Below are 18,465 nucleotides of genomic sequence, written 5' to 3' on the forward strand. Positions count from 1 at the left end.
TTTGTTGGGATAGTGAAAAAGCACTTGACTCTGTACCTAGGTACAGACTTTATCCTAGTCCTATCGAGAAAGAAAAGATAGGTGTCGTCATGACTCAACAACCATCTTCATGCTGTTCTAAAAATGAAGTACCGCTTGTGTACGAATATATTGATCCAGTTTGTGGTATGACAGTCGCTGAAAATTCGCAGTACTATTTTGATTATCTAGGTATCCGCTATTTATTCTGTTCAGCAGGTTGCCAACAGAAATTCAGCTCAAAGCCTGAAAATTATTTAAAATCAGATCAAGATCTAAAATTGACATCATCTTGCTGTGCTAAGCAGCCTCAACAAAAAGCAGGTTCATGTTGTGAAAGTGAATCAGAGCTGTCTATTGAATTAGCTCAAACATCTTCTTGTTGTAAGCCTAAGCCAACGAAGCAAAAACTAAGTTCATGTTGTGGCCCTAAACCAGAAGTACCATCTATTCAAGATGAAGCTAAAAAATCTTCTTCTTGTTGTGGTGGAAAGCATGATCATTCAAGTGAAAGCAATTTAGTTGATACAGAGATTGATCCTGTTTGTGGTATGTCAGTCAAAATCACGACAGATTTAAAAACAGATTATCAAGGTAAAACCTATTATTTCTGTAATTCATCTTGTTTATATAAATTTAAAAATGATCCTGAATTTTATCTAATTCCAGTCGATCAGCGTCCTGTACCTGAGGAGGCAATGGATATGGATTATACCTGTCCAATGGATCCTGAAATTGTACAAAAAGGGCCAGGAACTTGCCCAATTTGTGGGATGGCACTTGAGCCGATGCAACCCACTTTGGATGATGGACCAAATCCTGAGTTAGTAGATTTTAGTCGACGTTTTTGGACTACATTACCTTTGAGTTTGTTGGTGATGATCTTGGCCATGGGTTCACATATTCATGCCTTTATTTCGCCACATGTTCAGCCGTGGATTGAACTTCTTTTAAGTTTGCCTGTGGTGCTATGGGCGGGTTATCCCATTTTACAGCGTTGTTGGGTGTCCTATAAAACAGGACATCTGAATATGTGGAGTTTGATTGGTGTTGGGGTACTTGCAGCATTTATTTATAGTGTTATTGCCACGATTTTTCCATCATTAATCCCTATTGAAGCGAAAACAGGGCATGGTGTTGCTGTGTATTTTGAAGCAGCATGTATGATTGTTTCGTTGAGCTTACTGGGTCAAATTTTAGAACTAAAAGCACGTTCACAAACAGCAAATTCATTAAAAGCTTTACTCCGTTTACAACCTGCTAAAGCGAAACTTGTGCAGCATGATCAAGTTGTTGAAGTAGATATAGCGATGGTCAAACAAGGTGATATTTTGCAAATATCATCGGGTGAGCAAATTCCATTAGATGGTCTAGTCGTTGATGGAAAGACCTATGTTGATGAATCCATGATGACAGGTGAGCCTGTTCCTGTGAAAAAGGGAAAAGATGACCGAGTGATTGGCGGGACAATTAATCAACAAGGCGCTATTCGAATCCAAACAACTGCTGTGGGTGCGAACACGACATTAGCCAAAATGATCCAAACTGTCGCTGATGCGCAACGCTCCAAAGCACCATTGCAACGAATTGCAGATGTGGTTGCAAAATATTTTGTGATCGCCGTACTCAGTATCAGTGTGCTGACTTTTATTGCGTGGATGGTATTTGGGAAAGCACAGTTTGATTTGGCTTTAATGTGTGCAGTCGCTGTTTTGATTATTGCTTGTCCATGTGCTCTTGGCTTGGCAACGCCAATGTCAGTGATGGCAACCACGGGTCGAGCAGCTCAAAAAGGTGTGCTGTTTAAAGATGCAGAAGCAATTGAAGCCTTAAGCAAGGTCAATACTTTGATTATTGATAAAACAGGAACATTGACCGAGGGTAAGCCAAGTTTAAAAGAGATTCGGTCTTTATCTGAAGCGTATAGCCAGACACAAATTGAGTTATGGATTGCATCGATTGAACAATATTCGACACATCCAATTGCACAGACATTAACTAAACTGGTTGATCCAAATCAATTGCTCAATGTTTCTGATTTTGAAGATGTCGCAGGCTTTGGTGTGAAAGGAAACATTGATCACCAGACCCTGTATATTGGTAGTCAGAAGCTTATTGAACAGTTGGCGTTGACCTTAGATGCTGATTTAATCCATGAGTTGGATCAAAAACGTGCACAAGGCGATGTGTTTAGTTTTTTGATGTCCGAACAAGAAGTGATTGCCTATATTTCGATTCATGATGCAATCAAACAAAATGCCAAAACTTTGATTGATCAACTACATGCTGATGGAATTGAAGTAATTATGGCAACTGGTGATCATCAGAAAAATGCAAATATGGTTGCAGATGCTTTAGGTATTAAAACAGTCTATGCCAATCTTGATCCTAAGCAAAAACTTGAAATTGTGAAACAAGCACAAGCTCAGGGAAAAATTGTGGCAATGGCTGGGGACGGTATCAACGATGCACCAGCACTGGCGCAGGCGAATGTTGGTATTGCGATGGGAACAGGAACAGATATTGCCAAGCAAACAGCGCAAGTGACTTTAGTTAAAGGGGACATTCAAGAGGTTGCACAAGCAGTTCATATGGCAAAATTAGGGGTAAAAAATATGAAGCAAAATCTTGCATTCTCTTTTGTTTATAATGGATTAGGTGTTCCTGTTGCAGCAGGTTTATTTTATCCACTAACAGGATTATTGCTCACACCAATGTTTGCTGCTGTAGCAATGTCATTAAGCTCGCTCTCTGTTGTGGTGAATGCTTTACGTTTGAATAAATCATAATTCATTTATTAGAAAATAAAGCCTCTATTCTCATAGGTTGAGAGTAGAGGCTTTATTTTGACCCAACTGACATCATCAAAATGATAGTTTATTAAAAAATACTTGAGGTGAAATCATTATTTTTATAATTAAAAAAATTGCTCCAGAGATGCCGCTGCATGGTCGTTACCCTGAACCCGATGAGTTCAAGGTGGAGGTGACGTACACTTACTGGGTTTCCTACTCGAGGCAGGCATACACTCAAAATGTACAGGACACATCCATAAATTTAAGTATCGGCAGGGGACTAGACGTACTGGCGAACACCCTAGAGACAGTTTTAGTATAACTGATCTTTACACGATGACAATCCTTGCGGATCACATATCTGTAAAGATACTTACTAATTGATGGGGCTTTGTGCAATTTTACTCAACAGTTTGTTCGACATCTTCCAAGATGGTTTGAAGTAGGCGCTCACAGTGAGCATATTCCTGCAAAGATTTATTCAAACTAAAGACATCTTGTGCCATCTGTAAGGCAACCATAATGACTAATTTATTGTGTTCTACACGAGGAGCATTACGTCGCATATCCTGAAACTTTTGATTCAGTAGTTCAGCTGCACGCTCTAATTCTTCACGTTTGTCTTCAGTGGTATTTAAGCGAAAAGTCTGTTCAATTAAACGAAGTTCTACTGTCACTTGTTCACTCATGATCAGGTCTCCTCTTGTGTTTCAGCATTTGGGTGGGCAAGTTGCTGAATCTCTTGTGCATGTTGATCCTGTGCTGTACCAAGAACAGCCAGACGCTGGATAATCGCCTCAACTTTAGATTTTGCCAACTCATTTTTTTGTAGCAAACGATCACGGTCCCGCTGCAAGTCCTGAATTTCCTGCTGACTATGACGTTGCTGTGCTTGTAACTTCTCTTTATTTACACGTAAGTCATTACGCTCAGCTAAAATCTCTTGGAAGCGGTTTTTTAAATCAGTGGTGCTTTTCTCTAAACGGCTATAACGTTCCGCTAAAGTTGTTGCATCGGTATTCAGTTGTTTAAATTGATCTTGTAACTGAGACAATTGTTCAGTTAAGTTATCAACTTCTTCCTGCTTTTGCGTGATGATGCTATTTTTCTGCACAACTTGTGCATGATGATCAGTTTCAGCGAGTTGTTTAGCCTCAGTAAGCGAAGTATTCTCTCGCTCTAAATGATGTAAGCGTGTTTTTAAAACACCAATATGCGCTTGTAGACGCTGTAATTGTTCTAACATAACGAAGGTCGCACAGAGTTGCAATCAAAGGTAATATATACAGCAGTATAGAGATTGGATAAACGAATGCAAGACGATATTTCAGGTTGGACGGAGTGGAATGCCCATTTTGATGGGATTGAAGAAATTTCAAGTCCAAGTGAGTTACATGGTTTGCTCACAGGTATAGTTTGTGTCACACAAGCGCCAACCACCGATGAATGGTCACAAATTTTAAACACCCTGAATGTGCCTGCTTTACAGCCAGAAGCACTCGAAAGTTTAACGGATGAAGCAGAAGATGTTTCTCATGCTTTGTCAGATGATGAATTAGATTATTTGCCTATGCTTCCAGATGATAGCCATTTGCTTGTAGATCGTGTGCAAGCTTTAGCTGATTGGTGCGCAGGCGTAGTCCTCGGTTTTGGTTTGGCTTCAGGTCATATTCGTGGTGAAGAACAAGAGCTGATTGAACATTTACAAGATGTTGCAGCAGTTGAGTTTGAAGACTCTGATAATGATGAAGAAGGCGAAGAAAGCTATCAGGAATTGTATGAGTTTGTACGCCTGATTCCTGTAAGCTTGTCGATTGGTCGTAAAAAGATTGCTGTGGCTGAAAGTTCTTTGTTACAGAATTTTCATGCCAAAAGCAGAAATCACGACAATCAGGCAGCAGATCCGCAAACGGTTGTAGAAATGTTTACCCCACATCGTCCGAGCTAATGCGGTATTAAATCTCCCTAATAAATCCCTCTTACTTTTTAGAGGGACTTTCAAGCTGTAGGATAATATGAAACTAACTCAAGCTGATTTTAAACAACGCCGTGATCATTTAGCTCAGAAAATGGGTGCAAATAGTGTTGCTATTATTGCGACACGTCCAGAAATGTATCGTAATCGCGATGCGGATTATAAATATCGTGCAGACAGTAGTTTTTATTATCTGACTGGATTCGCCGAGCCAGAAGCTGTTGCAATCATTGAAACTTTTGAAGAAGGTGAGGAATATAGCTATAGCTTGTTCTGCCGTGAACGTAATCGTGAAATGGAAATCTGGAATGGCTATCGTGCTGGGATTGATGGTGCGATTGAAATCTATGATGCAGATGAAGCGTATGCAATTGATCTGCTCGATGAAGAAATTATCGACAAGTTGTTAAATAAACAGCGTCTTTACTATCGTATTGGCCAAAATGCGGAATTTGATGCACGTGTCAGCCAATGGATTCAAAAGGCAGATGCACAACAACGTCGTGGTGGCGCTGCACCCGCTGAAGTGGTTCAGTTAGACCGTATTGTTGATGAAATGCGCTTGAAAAAATCAGCAAAAGAAATTGAATTGATGCAGATCGCATCTAATATCAGTGCAGAGGCGCATACCCGTGCCATGCAAACCGTTAAACCGAATATGATGGAGTATGCACTTGAAGCAGAACTCAATTATATCTTTGGTAAAAATGGTTGTGTACCTGCTTATAACAGCATTGTCGGTGGTGGTGAAAATGCTTGTATCTTGCATTATGTTGAAAATAACAAGCCATTAAACGATGGCGATTTGGTCTTGATTGATGCAGCATGTGAATATGAGTTTTATGCATCGGATATTACGCGGACTTTCCCTGTAAATGGCAAATTTAGTCCTGAACAGAAAGCACTTTATAATATTGTTTTAGATGCTCAATTGGCTGCCATTGATGCAACTCGTATTGGCAATCACTATAAATATCCACATGAAGTGGCTGTCAAGATTTTAACTCAAGGTTTGGTTGATCTTGGCTTACTTAACGGTAATGTAGATGAGTTGGTTGAAAGTGAAGCATTCCGTCAATTCTTTATGCATGGTACAGGTCATTGGCTCGGTATGGACGTGCATGATGTCGGTGCGTACAAGACTGGCGAAGATTGGCGTGCTTATGAAGCAGGTATGGTTGTCACTGTTGAACCTGGTTTATATGTTGCACCCGATGATGAAACAGTTGATGCAAAATGGCGGGGTATCGGCATTCGTATCGAGGATGATATTGTTGTGACTGAAAGTGGTCCATTGGTTTTGACGAAAAATGTAGTGAAAACTGTTGAAGAAATTGAGCAATTAATGACTAGTTAAGTCAGAAATATTGATCTAAAGGTTTATTCTAGGATAAGCCTTTTTTATTTGTCGAATTAAAATAAAACACAGACCAAACAAAGTACAAATTCCATTGCTGATTTAAGTTAGAGTAAGATAGTCTCCAAACATCAAGTCATGAAAAACTGATAAGGAATAATATTATGCAGCAACAAGTCATCATTGTCGGTGGGGGTATGGTTGGACTCAGCCTTGCCTTAATGTTGGCAAAATCTAATATCGCAGTAAAGTTATTAGAAGCTGTGAAATATCCAAATTACGATGACGAGAACGCTTCCCCTTATCATTCTAGCTTTGATGCGCGTAACACCGCATTGTCACGCCGCAGCGTACAGATTTATCAAAAATTGGGTTTGTGGGAAGCTTTACAGCAACATGCCACGCCAATTCTACAAGTGCATATCACCGAGCAAGGCAGCTTTGGAAAGGCTCGCTTAGTGGCAGAACAAGAAAAAGTAGAAAGCTTTGGACAAGTAATTGAAAATGCTTGGTTGGGTCGTGTGTTGCTGACCCAAGTTCGTCAACAGCCTTTGATTGAGTTGATTGATGGTGTGCAAGTCACCTCACTCACACAAGATGCAGATCAAGTCCAGATTGAAGCCATGCGCAATGGTGAATATATCCATTCCTTAAAATCCAAGTTGGTGATTGCTGCTGATGGTCGTGATTCATTTTGTCGCCAAGCCATTGGGGTAGGTGTCGATGAACATGATTATGATCAAGTCGCCATCGTCACCACCGTACAAACCTCTAAACCACATCAACAAGTCGGTTTTGAGCGCTTTAGTGCGTTGGGGCCGTTAGCACTGTTGCCGTTACCGGGTGAATACCGCCGTTCAGTGGTTTGGCCTGTGAAGAAAGGCACTGAAGCAGAATGGTTGGGTGAAGAAAATGATCAGCATTTCTTGGATGCTTTACAGGAAACCTATGGTGATCGTGCAGGTAAGTTTGAAAAAACAGGTAAACGTTTTAGCTATCCATTGGCTCAGGTTTTGGCAAATAAGCAAGCCGTTGGGCGTGTGGTGTTGATGGGTAATGCCGCACATACCATCCATCCAGTTGCAGGGCAAGGTTTTAACCTATGTCTACGTGATGCAGATGTGTTGGTTCGTTTCTTGATGGAGCAATTGGCGAAGTCAGATGATATTGGCAATCCTGATAATTTATTGGCTTATGAACAAGCACGCTTAACTGATCAGCAAAGGGTGATTAAGTTCTGTGATTCAGTGGTACGTGGTTTTAGTAATCAAAATCCAATTCTCAAGTTATTACGTAATACTGGACTGATTGCATTTGATGTGATTCCGGGTGTTAAACCTTTGGTTGCTAACTATGCGATGGGATTAAAAGCATGAGTGAGCTGTTAGATGTTGTGATTGTTGGCGGTGGCTTAGTCGGTGGTCTAACCGCTTTATTGCTAGCCCAAGGTGGGGTGCAAGCGACGGTATTGGATGCTGCACCTGTGCTAGATCAAGAAAAGACATTGGCAGTCATGAATCCTCGAGTATTGGCACTGAGTGAGGCGACGATTCACTTACTTAAAACAGTTGATGTTTGGAATGGTTTAGCACGTCAAATGCCCTATTCAGGCATGCAAGTCTGGAATAAAAATGGCTATGGTGAAATTAATTTTGGCCATGCATCTGAACAGCAACCTCAATCAGATCAGGCTTTGGGTTCGATGGTTGAGCCAAGTGTCTTGAATGTTGCGATTCAACAGAAAATGTTGCAGCAGCTTAAAGACTATCACACTCAAGTCAAAGTGATTCGGATTGAGCAGATTCCACAAGGTTGGTCAATTCAATTGGCGGATGGCACAGCACTAAAAACCAAGTTGCTGATTGGTGCAGATGGTGCGAACTCTTTTGTTCGTGAGCAAGCCTATATCGATTTAGATGTACTGGATTACAAACAGGCTGCCATCAGTTGCGCGATTAAAACCACACAACCTAATCAATATGTGGCTCGTCAAATTTTCCTACCGACAGGTCCACTGGCATATTTACCAATGGCGAGTTTGGATGCACAAGAGAACGGCTATTGGCAGTCGATTGTCTGGACTTTACCCGATGATTATGCCGATGAATATTCAGCACTCAGCGATCAAGCGTTTATGCAACTATTGACGCAAGAAAGTCTGCAAATGTTGGGAGAAGTAGTTGCGGTTCGTTCTAGAGCACAGTTTCCACTAAAAGCTCGCGCAGCGCAGCGTTATATTAAATCTGGTTTAGCCTTGATCGGCGATGCAGCACATGTGATTCATCCTTTGGCTGGTCAAGGTGTAAATATTGGCTGTCTGGATGCTGCTGTATTGTGTGATGTTCTACTGCACGATTTAAAACGTGGTGTGTGGGCCAATGAGCAAACTTTATTGCGTTATGAACACCAACGTAAAGGTCAGAATGATGCCATGATGCACAGTATGTCCGCGATTGGTTGGTTGGAAAGTTCAGAATTATTTCCGTTTGTTTGGGCACGGAACTTTGGTCTAAAACAAGTTGAACAATTCGATTGGTTTAAAGATCGCTTTATGCGACAAGCGAATGGATTAGGGGCTTTACAGCACACTCGTTATGCTTGCTAAAAAACAGTAGATATTTTTTAAACAATCATTTATAAATCAGAGTGAATTTGGTTATAAAAAGCACAATTTAATGAATATTTTGCTTTGATAAATGAAAAGAGCTTGTTAAATTTCATCAAGTTCTGATGACCAAATAACGATGATGAGAGTTTAGTCATTGTGGGGAGAGTAATATGACGGAAATGAATGATTACGACGAAAACACTGAAGATTCTGCGGTAGACGATGAAGAAGCGAAAGCTGCAGAAAGTGGCGCTGATAATGAAGAATCAAGTGCCAATGATGCAGATCTTGCAGAAGCAGAAACATTGACTGTCACTGCTAAGCAGAAACAACGCCAAGCTTTAGAAGACGAATTAGCTGCATTTCTTGCACGTGGTGGACGCATTACTGAAGTTCCGCCAGGTGAGCATCAAGATTAAGTCTGAATTGACATAAGAAAGCATCACGGTTGTGGTGCTTTTTTATGTTGGTGTGACTCATGTTCGCACTCAAGTGGTTGGTGTAACTCTTTTAAAATGCCACATTGTTCAATGGTACGATGTTGTGAACATTGTTGTTTTAAATGGCTTAGATCTTGTTTGAGATGTTCCAGATTTTTAATCTTCTGTGAAACCTCGGCAAGATATTGATCAATCAGATGATCGACCTCCATGCAGGTTTGATTCGGATCTTGGGCTAGATCCTTAAGCTTTTGAATATCTTGCAGGGTTATGCCCAATTCGCGGCAATGTTTTAAAAATAAAAGTTCTGAAAGTATCTCTTCAGAATAATGTCGATAATTTCCTGCTGTACGTTTTGCTTTTTCAAGTAATCCAATCTTTTCATAATAACGAATGGTATCTATTGAAACACCTGACTTTTTAGATAATTGCCCAATTGTAAAATTCATTATGCTTGACTCTAGAGCTACTCAAGGGTTTTTAATCACTATAAAAGATTCTTAGAGAAAAGTCATGGCAGGATGTGGATGCAACACAACGTGTTCGCCAACACAAAAAATTAGTCCAAAGTTTAGAAAGGCTTTGTGGATTGCGCTCTTTCTAAATGCATTGATGTTCTTCGTAGAGATTATTGGAGGATCACAAGCACGATCTGTGTCATTGTGGGCAGATGCGCTAGATTTTGCAGGTGATGCCGCTAACTATGCCATCTCATTGGCTGTGCTCTCCATGACCCTGTATTGGCGAGCAACCGCAGCTTTACTGAAAGGAATGACTATGGCCGCATTTGGTATTTTCGTCATTGTTAAAGTGATTTGGACATGGTGGCTTGGAATAACGCCTGAACCAATGGTGATGGGGGCAATTGGTGTACTTGCGCTTGTGGTTAATGTGGTTGTTGCGTTGATGCTTTACGCATTCCGTGATGGCGATGCCAATATGCGTTCGGTATGGTTATGTAGCCGCAATGATGCAATTGCCAATATCGCCGTGATTATTGCTGCTGTCGGTGTGTTTGGAACAGGTAGCATGTTCCCTGATTTATTGGTGGCTTTTATCATTGCGTATTTAGGTGTTTCTTCTGGTTTGGCTGTGATTAAGCAGGCGAGAATGGAAAGAAAACGAGATCAAGCGAATATCATGACTAAAGCTTAAAACATATTATTGTTATTTCATATTGAGATGATAAGGGGAGATTTTTTTAATCCCCCCCCTTAGGTTTTATTGATCTTGTTGGGTGAGTTCCAGAGCCCGTTGATAAGCAACTTTCTTTTTTATACCCGTTAAATCAGCAGCCAGTTGGGAAGCAGCTTTGACCGATAAATCCTGTAATAAGCGCTTTAACAACTCGTCCAGTTTATCCTGCTCCACATCTTTTTCCGCAGATGCACCACCCACCACAACCACAATTTCACCTTTTTCCTGGTTGTGATCATTTTCAATAAACGTGACCAATTCTTTTAAGGTCATTTTTTTGATGGTTTCAAAGGTCTTGGTAATTTCACGGGCAAAACCCACAGGACGATCTTCACCAAATACCTCAGCCATATTTTTAATACTGTCTAAAATACGATGTGGCGCTTCATAGAAAATGAGTGTTTGTGTCTCATCTTTTAGTTTTTCAAGTTGGCTAATTCGTTGCGAAGCCTTTGAAGGTAAGAAACCTTCAAAACTAAAGCGATCACTTGGTAAACCTACAGCACTCAAAGCTGCAATTGCAGCACAGGCACCTGGTACTGGAATGACGCGGATCTTATGTTCTTGTGCTGCGCGTACTAATTTAAATCCAGGGTCACTAATTAACGGTGTTCCCGCATCACTAATCAGCGCAATACTTTCACCATTTAACATTCTTTGTATAAGTTGATCAATTTTGTTACTTTCATTGTGATCATGGCACGCTGTTAACGGTGTTGAGATATTATAGTGTTTAAATAATTGAGCAGATTGACGAGTGTCTTCTGCCGCAACCACCGATACAGACTTTAAAATATCAATCGCACGAAAGGTCATGTCATCTAAGTGCCCAATCGGGGTTGCTACAACAAATAATTGAGCACTCATAAAAGGTAACTCCCTCATGTATTACAAAAAATATTGTTTGCTGCTAGGTTTGCTAGCGCTTGTAAGTCCTGTATATGCGGACATACTTGTGATTCTACCTGAATCGGGTGCGATGGCGCGAGCGAGTCAAAGCATCAAAAGCGGTTTTCTGAGTGCTTATACAGCATCTGGCGGTAAAGAAAAAATTATTTTTGTAGATTCAACTAAAAATAGCATCGATACGATTTTTAAGAAAAAAATAGATCAAAACGTCCATTTGATAGTTGGGCCCTTACTACGAACTGAAATTGAAGAGGTGACTCAAATGAATCCTCAAATTCCAGTGCTTGCTTTAAATGATGTTAATACTCAAAGTGATAACGTTTGGCAATTTAGCCTAGCAAAGCAACAAGATGCGGCAGCATTAAATCATCGTTTTCAAAAAGATCGCATCAAAAAGCTTTTTATCGTTCGAGAAACAGGAACTGAGTCAGCAACAGAACTTTTGCTTTCTGCATTAAAGGATCAATTTTCATCAGAAATAGAATTTGTTGATGAAGTATCACAAAAACGATCAAGTAAAGAAGGGGTATTATTGTTAGGGAGTCACCATTGGTTGGAACAATTAGGTACATTACCCGAAAAGAATATTTACGTCACACCGATGAGTATTGAGCAGGAACAATCTATTCCAATTGGTTTAAGTTTTTGTGATACACCCGCGCTATATAATGGGCAATGGGCAGATTTAATCGAAGCCTATAAGAAACAACCAGAAACAATGGCATTTCAACGTTTATTAGCTTCTGGAGGAGATGCTTGGACGATAAGTCAACAGTGCTTGGAGCAAACTGGATAGGTGCAGTTCTCTTTTGTTGGACGCACAGGTGCAATTGAGTTAAAAGACCGTAAAATCTACAGGCAGCCGTATTGTTACAGGCAGCAGAAAAATAGCATTGAAATTTTAAAATAAGCTATGGGCACAATGGAACAACACAAACATCTTTTGGGACAATGGGCAGAACAGACGGCATTGCTATTTTTACAGTCCCAGCAGTATCAATATGTCAATAAAAACTACCATTCACGTTTTGGAGAAATTGACCTGATTGTCAAACGTGGAAATGAGCTGGTTTTTGTGGAGGTGAAAGCCCGTTCCGCAGGCAGTTATGCAGGGGCATGTGAAGTGATTTCGTATTCACAGCAACGTAAGATTATTAAGACGGCGCAGTTCTTCTTACAAAGATATCCCAATTATTACAATTTTGACTGTCGTTTTGATGTGATCTGTTTTGATTTTCCACAGAAACTTGCAAAAACAGTACAACCAGATTTTTCAAAATTGCAGTATGATCAGCAATGGATTAAACATGCGTTTACTTTGGATTGAGATACGGTTGAGTCATTTCAAGACAAGTGCAGTAGATTGAACAAGTTAGTGGATAGGGAGTCTTGCCAAGTGTTGAAACGTTTAACGATGACGTTGGTTTGCGTTGCAAGTTTATCGGGATGTGCGAGTTTTATTTCTGGTGGAACAGGATCGGCGCCTGTTGGTACAAGCAGTGGTGAACGTAGTCTAGGGCAGGTTTTTATTGATTCTTCAATCAAGCGTACTGCAAATATCAACCTATACAAATTAGACCATCGCTTTAAGCAGTCACGCATCAATATAGAAAGTTTTCATAGTAATGTTTTATTAACAGGGCAAGTTCCTGATCCTTATTTGAAACAATTAGCAGAAGACAATTTAAGAGCGATGAGTGATGTAAAAGCTGTGCATAACTACATTACTGTTGGTGATAAAGTAAATTACAACACGATTATGCAGGACTCTACTGTGACTGCAAATACTCGTGGTTTGCTAATGAGAGCGCCTGTTATATCTGACAGTAAAGTATTAGTTCATACTGAAAATGGCATCCTTTATGTGATGGGGCGTTTAAATACTGCTGAGATAAGAGACTTAGATGATGTCTTACAAAAAGTTGGTAATGTGAGTAAAATCGTGACACTGATTGATAATATTGATCAACCATCGGGAACGGTAGCAAGTGCTACAGCAGCAACACCGATGATTGGTGGTGCTTCAACACAACCTTTAGTTGAAACTCCAGTTGCAATTGATCCTGATCAGACTGAACCAGCGACTATTACTCCGACTAAACCCTAATCTATGAAGCAACTTATTCAACAAGTACAAGAAAATGTTATACGGGCGAAAAACTTTTATCAGGAATTTCGCCTGTATGATTTAGCAAGCTATTCGATGAATTATCTGACGCCAAAGGATACTTTTGAAAAAGAAGAACATCTTGCTTATGGATTAAAAGCCAAAAATCGACTCGATCTTTATCGAACCAAGAATCCAAAGAAACAAAAACCTTTGATTGTTTTTGTACATGGTGGATCATGGCAACATGGTAATAAGAGAGATTATTTATTCATTGGCGAAACCTTTGCTCGAGAAGGTTTTGATGTTGCTATTATTAATTATCAACTCGCTCCAGAGAATATCTTTCCAGCATTTGTCGATGATCTAGCGCAAGCGATTCATTATTTGAATCAAAATAAAGTTAAATTGAATATTTCAACCGATAACATCATTTTGATGGGACATTCTGCGGGTGCCTTTAATGTGATGTCTGTGGTGTATTCTGCTCAGCCTCAGCAATTTAAATATACAGATAATATTAAGGCAATTGTGGGTTTGGCTGGCCCGTATCATTTTGACTATAAAGATGATCCTTTATCTGAACATGCATTTGATCCAAAAATATCGTACCAACAAGTGATGCCGTATTATTTTATTCATCCGAATAAGATTAAACATTATCTATTGATGGCTGAAAATGATCAGTTGGTTGGTAATCATAATAGTTTCGATCTTGATAAGGCATTGAGAGAAAAGGGTAATCATAGCCATGTGATGATTATTCCTAAGACTGGACACATTACCATTGTGGCGACTTTGGCCAGTTTTGTAAGTCATTACTTCAAAACCAAGCGAACGATTTTGCATTTTTTAGATGAAGCTTTAGAAGATTAAATAAAAAAAGCATCTTGATTAAGATGCTTTTTTATTCTCAACGATTTGCATAATCATTGCATGTGCAATACTACCTTTAAATGGAATTTCAGGTAGTTGATCAAACTTAAAGAATTGAGCCTCGCTAATTTCTTCCACTTGTAATTGAATATCACCTGAATCATATTCAGCATGAAAAGCAATCATTAAATTACTTGGAAATGGCCATGGTTGGCTCGACATATAATGAATATTTTTTAGTTTTAAACCGACTTCTTCAAAAGCCTCTCGTTGCACAGCTTCTTCTAATGTTTCACCGACTTCAACAAATCCGGCAATTAGCCCGTACATATTACTTTTATTATGCGCCGATTTCGCAAGTAAGATTTCATCATCACCTTTGGTAATGATTGTAATAATACAAGGCTGAACGCGAGGATATTGATGATAGCCACAAGCTGGACAAACCATTGCGTATTCTTTGGCGTGAATTTCAGTCATATGACCGCAATGGCTACAGAATTTATGATTACGTCGCCATTCTAATAGTTGGACTGCTCGACTGGCTTGAAGAAATTCTGTAGTTGACCATGATTGAATCAGTTCACGGATTGGAACGAGCTGATAGCCATCGGGAATGGCTTCATTTTCAAGTAGATCACGCGCAATAACGTGATCATTATGATTCAAGGGTAAATCACTTGCTAACTTTTCAACTTCTGGCAGTTGAAGATTTTGGTCGACTAGCAGTTTTTGGTGTTGAAAAATATAAGCAAGTGATAGTTGAGTCATTATGCGGCTATGTTTTGTAATTGCTGACTGCTTGATAATGCCACATCAAACATAGATTGCAATACAGGTTGCTTATTGTTTAGGTTATCAACGAGTAAATCTAAACCAGCAACAACATTTAGAATGCAGTTGATTTGCTCAGCATCAATCGCTTCGTTCTGATTCAAACGATGCTGTGCAAAATGTGCTGCACCTAACAGTGCAGTTTGTTGAGCAGAGCTACCTAAGAATAACGCAGCGCCTGATAACTCATTCAGATATACAGGAAGGGCTTCTAATGTATTAGCTGTTGGATCTTGTACATACAAACTTAAGGTTTGAGTCAATGTTTCAATCAAAGTCTTAGTTTCAGTCAACAATGCTCGATGAGCTTCATCTAAGCGATCTAAAGAAATTTGCATATTGTTGACGCGTAATTGTAAACGACTGGAAGTGTAATTACGCTCTAAGATACCGATTGAATTCATCGATGCCAAAATGCTATTCATTAACTGTTGAATAGAAGTTGCATCAGTTAATGTATTCGGTTGACTCAATTTTTCAGCTTGCTGAGTTAATTCTTTAGCTGCTTCATTTAAGTTAAGCACCTTAAATACATTAGAAAGTTGAGTTAACTTTTGCTGTAGTTCTTGGGTTTTTTCAGCCGACATATTTTGATGGTTATACTCAATTTCATTACGAATTTGAGCCATTTCATTTGTTATTAATTGACTGATTGTATGTACCGTTTCATAGTCAGGACCGTATAAATGACGACTCAAAACTTGAAGTTGAGTATCACTGAGTAATTCATCACCAATGTTCAATTGTTGACGAATATGTTGTGATAAATCATCTTCTTGACTGATGCAGATCGTCAAAATATCTGCCAAATCAGCAATACTGTTTTGATAAGTTGTTGGTTGAGCCAAGAATTTTGCAATATTCGTTTCGATTTGAATAAGGGTACGTAAACGTGCTTCTGTAATCAAAAGCTCATCAATATGTCCTAAGCCTACATTGACCAATTGCCAATATTGTTGGCTCGGTAGGTTGTTGGCTAAACCTGCAAGGTAAACACCAACGAGTTTAATTCCTTGTAAATCGAGAGGAGATTCACTTTGTTTAATCAGCTTGTTTAAGCATAATTTATAAAGTTGGTGGATATACTTCGATTGTTCCAAACTTGGTGCTTGTGGCAAATTAAAGTTTGGTGTCATGAAATCCAGTAACGGTTGAAGCGTTTGACCTTCTTTGGTAATTGGCTTGCCTAAAGCTTTCTCCAAGCGATTAAGCGTATCAATTAAGAACTGAGGTACTTTGACTTCACGTAAACAAATAAACTCAATATAGCGTTTTAACATCGTTGTACCTTCACTGAGAGCAACGATATCGCTAGTTTTAATTTGTTGCGGTTGAGCCATGATTTGACGCATAAGCTCAGCTGAATATTGAGTGATTTGTGCTAAATGAGGCATATCAATTAATGCAAGTACTTGTGTGCACTGTTCGAACTGATTAAGTGCGTCATCAATACCAAAAGGCAATGCTTGTTCTTCGGCAAGCGTATTGACCGCTGTCTCCACCAATTTAATCGAATTGTCGATCTCATTTTTTATTATTAATAATGCAGTTGGGTCGAAATGAATCGAGGTTTGGTAAGACATATGACCTACACCTTTCCTAAGTTGTTATATCCATGAACCTCCTAGAATAGGAGGCAAAATCATTAATAGTTAATATAACTTAAGTTTGAAAACTTGAAATACAAAAAATTACGCTCAACAGCAAATTTATTTTGCAAAAAGGCAAGCGCTTCCATGTTTTTGCTCAAATTGTTTGACCCAAGTCTCATGTTCATTTAGTTCATGTTCTGATGGATAGATAATTGGTAAATCTACTTCGATACGAGAACGTGTGGTTTTATTTGGGTTTTGTTCATTTTGTGAAAGGGCATCCATATCAAAAGAAACTTGTCCACCCGTCATTGCGAGATAAACATCAGCCAAAATTTCAGCATCGAGTAACGCACCATGGAAGGTACGATCACGTGCAGGAATTTCATAACGGCGAACTAAAGCGTCTAAAGAGTTCTTTTGCCCAGGATGTTTATTTTTAGCTAAAGCCAGTGTATCTGTAACTTCGCAAACATCAGATAATAATGGCAGACCAACACGTTTGAACTCCATATTTAGGAAATTCATATCGAATGTCGCGTTATGCGCAATAATTTCAGCGCCTTGTAAAAAATTAAACAGTGTGTCGGCAATTTCTGCGTATTTAGGTTTATCTTGCAAAAACTCGTCGCTGATACCGTGAATATCCTCAGAGTCACCTACAGGTTTTTCTGGATTGATATAAATATGAATTGAGCTTCCCGTAAGTTTACGATTGATCATTTCAATCGCACCAACCTCAATAATACGGTCACCATCTTGGAAATAGAAACCTGTAGTTTCGGTATCCAGAATAAGTTGGCGAGGGCCTTGTAAGTGTACTTTTGCCTCAGTAATAACAATCTGAGGGTGAACTGTCGTTGTTGATGTATTTGGGCTTATTGAGTGACTCATTGCAGCTACATCAGGCTTAATTTCCTCGATACTGATCTCTTCGACTTCTTCAACCAAGCTATCAATAGCTTCATCAAGGTCGAGACCAAATGGGTCATCTAATAACCAGTCAGATTCAGGCTTTTTTGTATCAGCGTTAGCCTGCACAAGAGATTTTATTTGTTGAGCCGTTTGTTCGGCACCGAGATTGGCCAATTGATCAGCCATTTCATTACCAGCATGTCCAGCATGCCCTTTGATCCAATTCCATTCAATTTTTCGGTTAGCGCAAACAGCATCCAACTTTTTCCATAAATCAGGATTTTTAACATCTTTCCAATTTTTCTTTTTCCAACCATGAATCCATTCAGTAATACCTTGTTTAACGTAATTGGAATCAGTCCAAATAATCAGATGTGCGTCTGTAGGGCAAAAACTTACACCTTCAATCGCAGCTTGCAGTTCCATTCTGTTATTGGTTGTTTCAGGTTCTCCGCCACAAAGTTTATGTTCACCTTGTTCGGTAATGATATATGCACCCCAACCACCTAAACCTGGATTGCCTTTACATGCGCCATCAACATAAAGTGTGATTGTTTGAGACATAGTTAAACCTAAAGTTAAAAGTTTGTGTTGTATTACGAGATTACATTCATAAAAAATGATGTTTTATTTGAATGTATATGGCTAGAGTTTAGCACTCTAGCTAGATAAGTTATATTTTAAAGCTTAATTCTGGTGTTGAGCGGTTACAAAACTCATATTTTTTAATTTCTTGTAACATTTCCATGCAAATCACGTTAAATTATTGCCTTGTCTAAGTGACATGCTTTACTACAATGGCAAATCAAAGAAATAAACTAGCGTGAGTTGACTGGAAGTTT

General features: G+C 39.3%; 17 protein-coding genes, 1 other RNA gene and 1 pseudogene. 11 read left to right on the top strand and 8 right to left on the bottom strand.

Annotated features, from left to right (window positions below):
- The first annotated feature begins 89 nt into the window (after positions 1-89).
- Positions 90-2,807: a heavy metal translocating P-type ATPase gene (locus CDG59_RS04175; protein ID WP_087543798.1), complete on the top strand. Its 2,718-nt coding sequence runs from the start codon at positions 90-92 to the stop codon at positions 2,805-2,807.
- Positions 2,808-2,942: 135 nt separating this feature from the next.
- On the opposite strand, the gene ssrS is transcribed toward CDG59_RS04175, so the two are convergent.
- The 3 genes from ssrS to CDG59_RS04190 all read right to left on the bottom strand — a co-directional run bounded on the left by ssrS (position 2,943) and on the right by CDG59_RS04190 (position 4,059).
- Positions 2,943-3,124: non-coding RNA, 6S RNA (ssrS, locus tag CDG59_RS04180), on the bottom strand.
- Between the two features lie 90 nt (positions 3,125-3,214).
- On the bottom strand, positions 3,215-3,502 hold the full coding sequence (locus tag CDG59_RS04185) for a cell division protein ZapA (protein WP_004912439.1): 288 nt from the start codon (positions 3,500-3,502) through the stop codon (positions 3,215-3,217).
- Between the two features lie 2 nt (positions 3,503-3,504).
- Positions 3,505-4,059, bottom strand: a complete 555-nt coding sequence (locus CDG59_RS04190) for a hypothetical protein (protein WP_087543799.1) — start codon at positions 4,057-4,059, stop codon at positions 3,505-3,507.
- Positions 4,060-4,125: 66 nt separating this feature from the next.
- On the opposite strand from CDG59_RS04190, the gene CDG59_RS04195 reads away from it, so the two are divergent.
- From CDG59_RS04195 to CDG59_RS04215, 5 genes are all read left to right on the top strand, one after another.
- Entirely contained in the window at positions 4,126-4,761 is a 636-nt protein-coding gene (locus tag CDG59_RS04195) for a UPF0149 family protein (RefSeq protein WP_087543801.1), read from the top strand.
- A gap of 67 nt (positions 4,762-4,828) precedes the next feature.
- A complete protein-coding gene (gene pepP, locus CDG59_RS04200; RefSeq protein WP_087543802.1) occupies positions 4,829-6,145 on the top strand; it encodes a Xaa-Pro aminopeptidase in 1,317 nt (438 codons plus the stop codon).
- Between the two features lie 164 nt (positions 6,146-6,309).
- A complete protein-coding gene (ubiH, locus tag CDG59_RS04205; RefSeq protein ID WP_087543804.1) occupies positions 6,310-7,521 on the top strand; it encodes a 2-octaprenyl-6-methoxyphenyl hydroxylase in 1,212 nt (403 codons plus the stop codon).
- Entirely contained in the window at positions 7,518-8,750 is a 1,233-nt protein-coding gene (locus CDG59_RS04210) for an FAD-dependent monooxygenase (RefSeq protein ID WP_087543805.1), read from the top strand. Before ubiH ends, CDG59_RS04210 begins: the two co-directional genes overlap by 4 nt.
- A 173-nt stretch (positions 8,751-8,923) precedes the next feature.
- A complete protein-coding gene (locus CDG59_RS04215; protein ID WP_087543807.1) occupies positions 8,924-9,172 on the top strand; it encodes a hypothetical protein in 249 nt (82 codons plus the stop codon).
- A gap of 23 nt (positions 9,173-9,195) precedes the next feature.
- Here the strand turns inward: CDG59_RS04215 and CDG59_RS04220 are convergent, their stop codons facing one another.
- On the bottom strand, positions 9,196-9,645 hold the full coding sequence (locus tag CDG59_RS04220; protein WP_087543808.1) for a MerR family transcriptional regulator: 450 nt from the start codon (positions 9,643-9,645) through the stop codon (positions 9,196-9,198).
- A 61-nt stretch (positions 9,646-9,706) separates the two neighbouring features.
- On the opposite strand from CDG59_RS04220, the gene CDG59_RS04225 reads away from it, so the two are divergent.
- Positions 9,707-10,348 (top strand): cation transporter, encoded by a 642-nt coding sequence (locus tag CDG59_RS04225; RefSeq protein ID WP_087543810.1) that lies wholly within the window; start codon positions 9,707-9,709, stop codon positions 10,346-10,348.
- Positions 10,349-10,414: 66 nt separating this feature from the next.
- Here CDG59_RS04225 and rsmI read toward each other — a convergent pair whose 3' ends face one another.
- On the bottom strand, positions 10,415-11,257 hold the full coding sequence (rsmI, locus tag CDG59_RS04230) for a 16S rRNA (cytidine(1402)-2'-O)-methyltransferase (protein ID WP_087543811.1): 843 nt from the start codon (positions 11,255-11,257) through the stop codon (positions 10,415-10,417).
- A gap of 16 nt (positions 11,258-11,273) precedes the next feature.
- Here rsmI and CDG59_RS04235 point away from each other — a divergent pair.
- The 4 genes and pseudogenes from CDG59_RS04235 (at position 11,274) to CDG59_RS04250 (ending at position 14,282) form a co-directional block, all read left to right on the top strand.
- Positions 11,274-12,209, top strand: a pseudogene (locus tag CDG59_RS04235) (penicillin-binding protein activator).
- 12 nt (positions 12,210-12,221) lie between these two features.
- Positions 12,222-12,626: a YraN family protein gene (locus tag CDG59_RS04240; RefSeq protein WP_034602630.1), complete on the top strand. Its 405-nt coding sequence runs from the start codon at positions 12,222-12,224 to the stop codon at positions 12,624-12,626.
- A gap of 69 nt (positions 12,627-12,695) precedes the next feature.
- Entirely contained in the window at positions 12,696-13,406 is a 711-nt protein-coding gene (locus CDG59_RS04245) for a BON domain-containing protein (protein ID WP_005157796.1), read from the top strand.
- A gap of 3 nt (positions 13,407-13,409) precedes the next feature.
- The gene (locus CDG59_RS04250) at positions 13,410-14,282 is read left to right on the top strand and encodes an alpha/beta hydrolase (protein ID WP_087543813.1); all 873 of its coding nucleotides are present in this window, start codon (positions 13,410-13,412) and stop codon (positions 14,280-14,282) included.
- Between the two features lie 18 nt (positions 14,283-14,300).
- Here the strand turns inward: CDG59_RS04250 and nudC are convergent, their stop codons facing one another.
- The 3 genes from nudC to dnaQ form a co-directional block, all read right to left on the bottom strand.
- Positions 14,301-15,053, bottom strand: a complete 753-nt coding sequence (gene nudC, locus CDG59_RS04255) for an NAD(+) diphosphatase (RefSeq protein WP_087543814.1) — start codon at positions 15,051-15,053, stop codon at positions 14,301-14,303.
- Positions 15,053-16,699 carry a chemotaxis protein gene (locus CDG59_RS04260; RefSeq protein WP_087543815.1) on the bottom strand — a complete coding sequence of 549 codons (1,647 nt, stop codon included), beginning with the start codon at positions 16,697-16,699 and terminating at the stop codon, positions 15,053-15,055. The genes nudC and CDG59_RS04260 overlap by 1 nt, the downstream gene beginning before the upstream one ends.
- Before the next feature lie 126 nt (positions 16,700-16,825).
- On the bottom strand, positions 16,826-18,187 hold the full coding sequence (gene dnaQ, locus CDG59_RS04265; RefSeq protein ID WP_087543817.1) for a DNA polymerase III subunit epsilon: 1,362 nt from the start codon (positions 18,185-18,187) through the stop codon (positions 16,826-16,828).
- Positions 18,188-18,465: the final 278 nt, after the last annotated feature.

The sequence above is a fragment of the Acinetobacter sp. WCHA29 genome (assembly GCF_002165335.1).
Lineage (GTDB): Bacteria > Pseudomonadota > Gammaproteobacteria > Pseudomonadales > Moraxellaceae > Acinetobacter.

Excerpts from the sequence above, each read along its gene's own strand:
- CDG59_RS04175 (WP_087543798.1), top strand. The coding sequence starts at position 90 with ATGACTCAACAACCATCTTCATGCTGTTCTAAAAATGAAGTACCGCTT.
- CDG59_RS04185 (WP_004912439.1), bottom strand. The coding sequence starts at position 3,502 with ATGAGTGAACAAGTGACAGTAGAACTTCGTTTAATTGAACAGACTTTT.
- CDG59_RS04190 (WP_087543799.1), bottom strand. The coding sequence starts at position 4,059 with ATGTTAGAACAATTACAGCGTCTACAAGCGCATATTGGTGTTTTAAAA.
- CDG59_RS04195 (WP_087543801.1), top strand. The coding sequence starts at position 4,126 with ATGCAAGACGATATTTCAGGTTGGACGGAGTGGAATGCCCATTTTGAT.
- pepP (WP_087543802.1), top strand. The coding sequence starts at position 4,829 with ATGAAACTAACTCAAGCTGATTTTAAACAACGCCGTGATCATTTAGCT.
- ubiH (WP_087543804.1), top strand. The coding sequence starts at position 6,310 with ATGCAGCAACAAGTCATCATTGTCGGTGGGGGTATGGTTGGACTCAGC.
- CDG59_RS04210 (WP_087543805.1), top strand. The coding sequence starts at position 7,518 with ATGAGTGAGCTGTTAGATGTTGTGATTGTTGGCGGTGGCTTAGTCGGT.
- CDG59_RS04215 (WP_087543807.1), top strand. The coding sequence starts at position 8,924 with ATGACGGAAATGAATGATTACGACGAAAACACTGAAGATTCTGCGGTA.
- CDG59_RS04225 (WP_087543810.1), top strand. The coding sequence starts at position 9,707 with ATGGCAGGATGTGGATGCAACACAACGTGTTCGCCAACACAAAAAATT.
- rsmI (WP_087543811.1), bottom strand. The coding sequence starts at position 11,257 with ATGAGTGCTCAATTATTTGTTGTAGCAACCCCGATTGGGCACTTAGAT.
- CDG59_RS04240 (WP_034602630.1), top strand. The coding sequence starts at position 12,222 with ATGGAACAACACAAACATCTTTTGGGACAATGGGCAGAACAGACGGCA.
- CDG59_RS04250 (WP_087543813.1), top strand. The coding sequence starts at position 13,410 with ATGAAGCAACTTATTCAACAAGTACAAGAAAATGTTATACGGGCGAAA.
- nudC (WP_087543814.1), bottom strand. The coding sequence starts at position 15,053 with ATGACTCAACTATCACTTGCTTATATTTTTCAACACCAAAAACTGCTA.
- CDG59_RS04260 (WP_087543815.1), bottom strand. The coding sequence starts at position 16,699 with ATGTCTTACCAAACCTCGATTCATTTCGACCCAACTGCATTATTAATA.
- dnaQ (WP_087543817.1), bottom strand. The coding sequence starts at position 18,187 with ATGTCTCAAACAATCACACTTTATGTTGATGGCGCATGTAAAGGCAAT.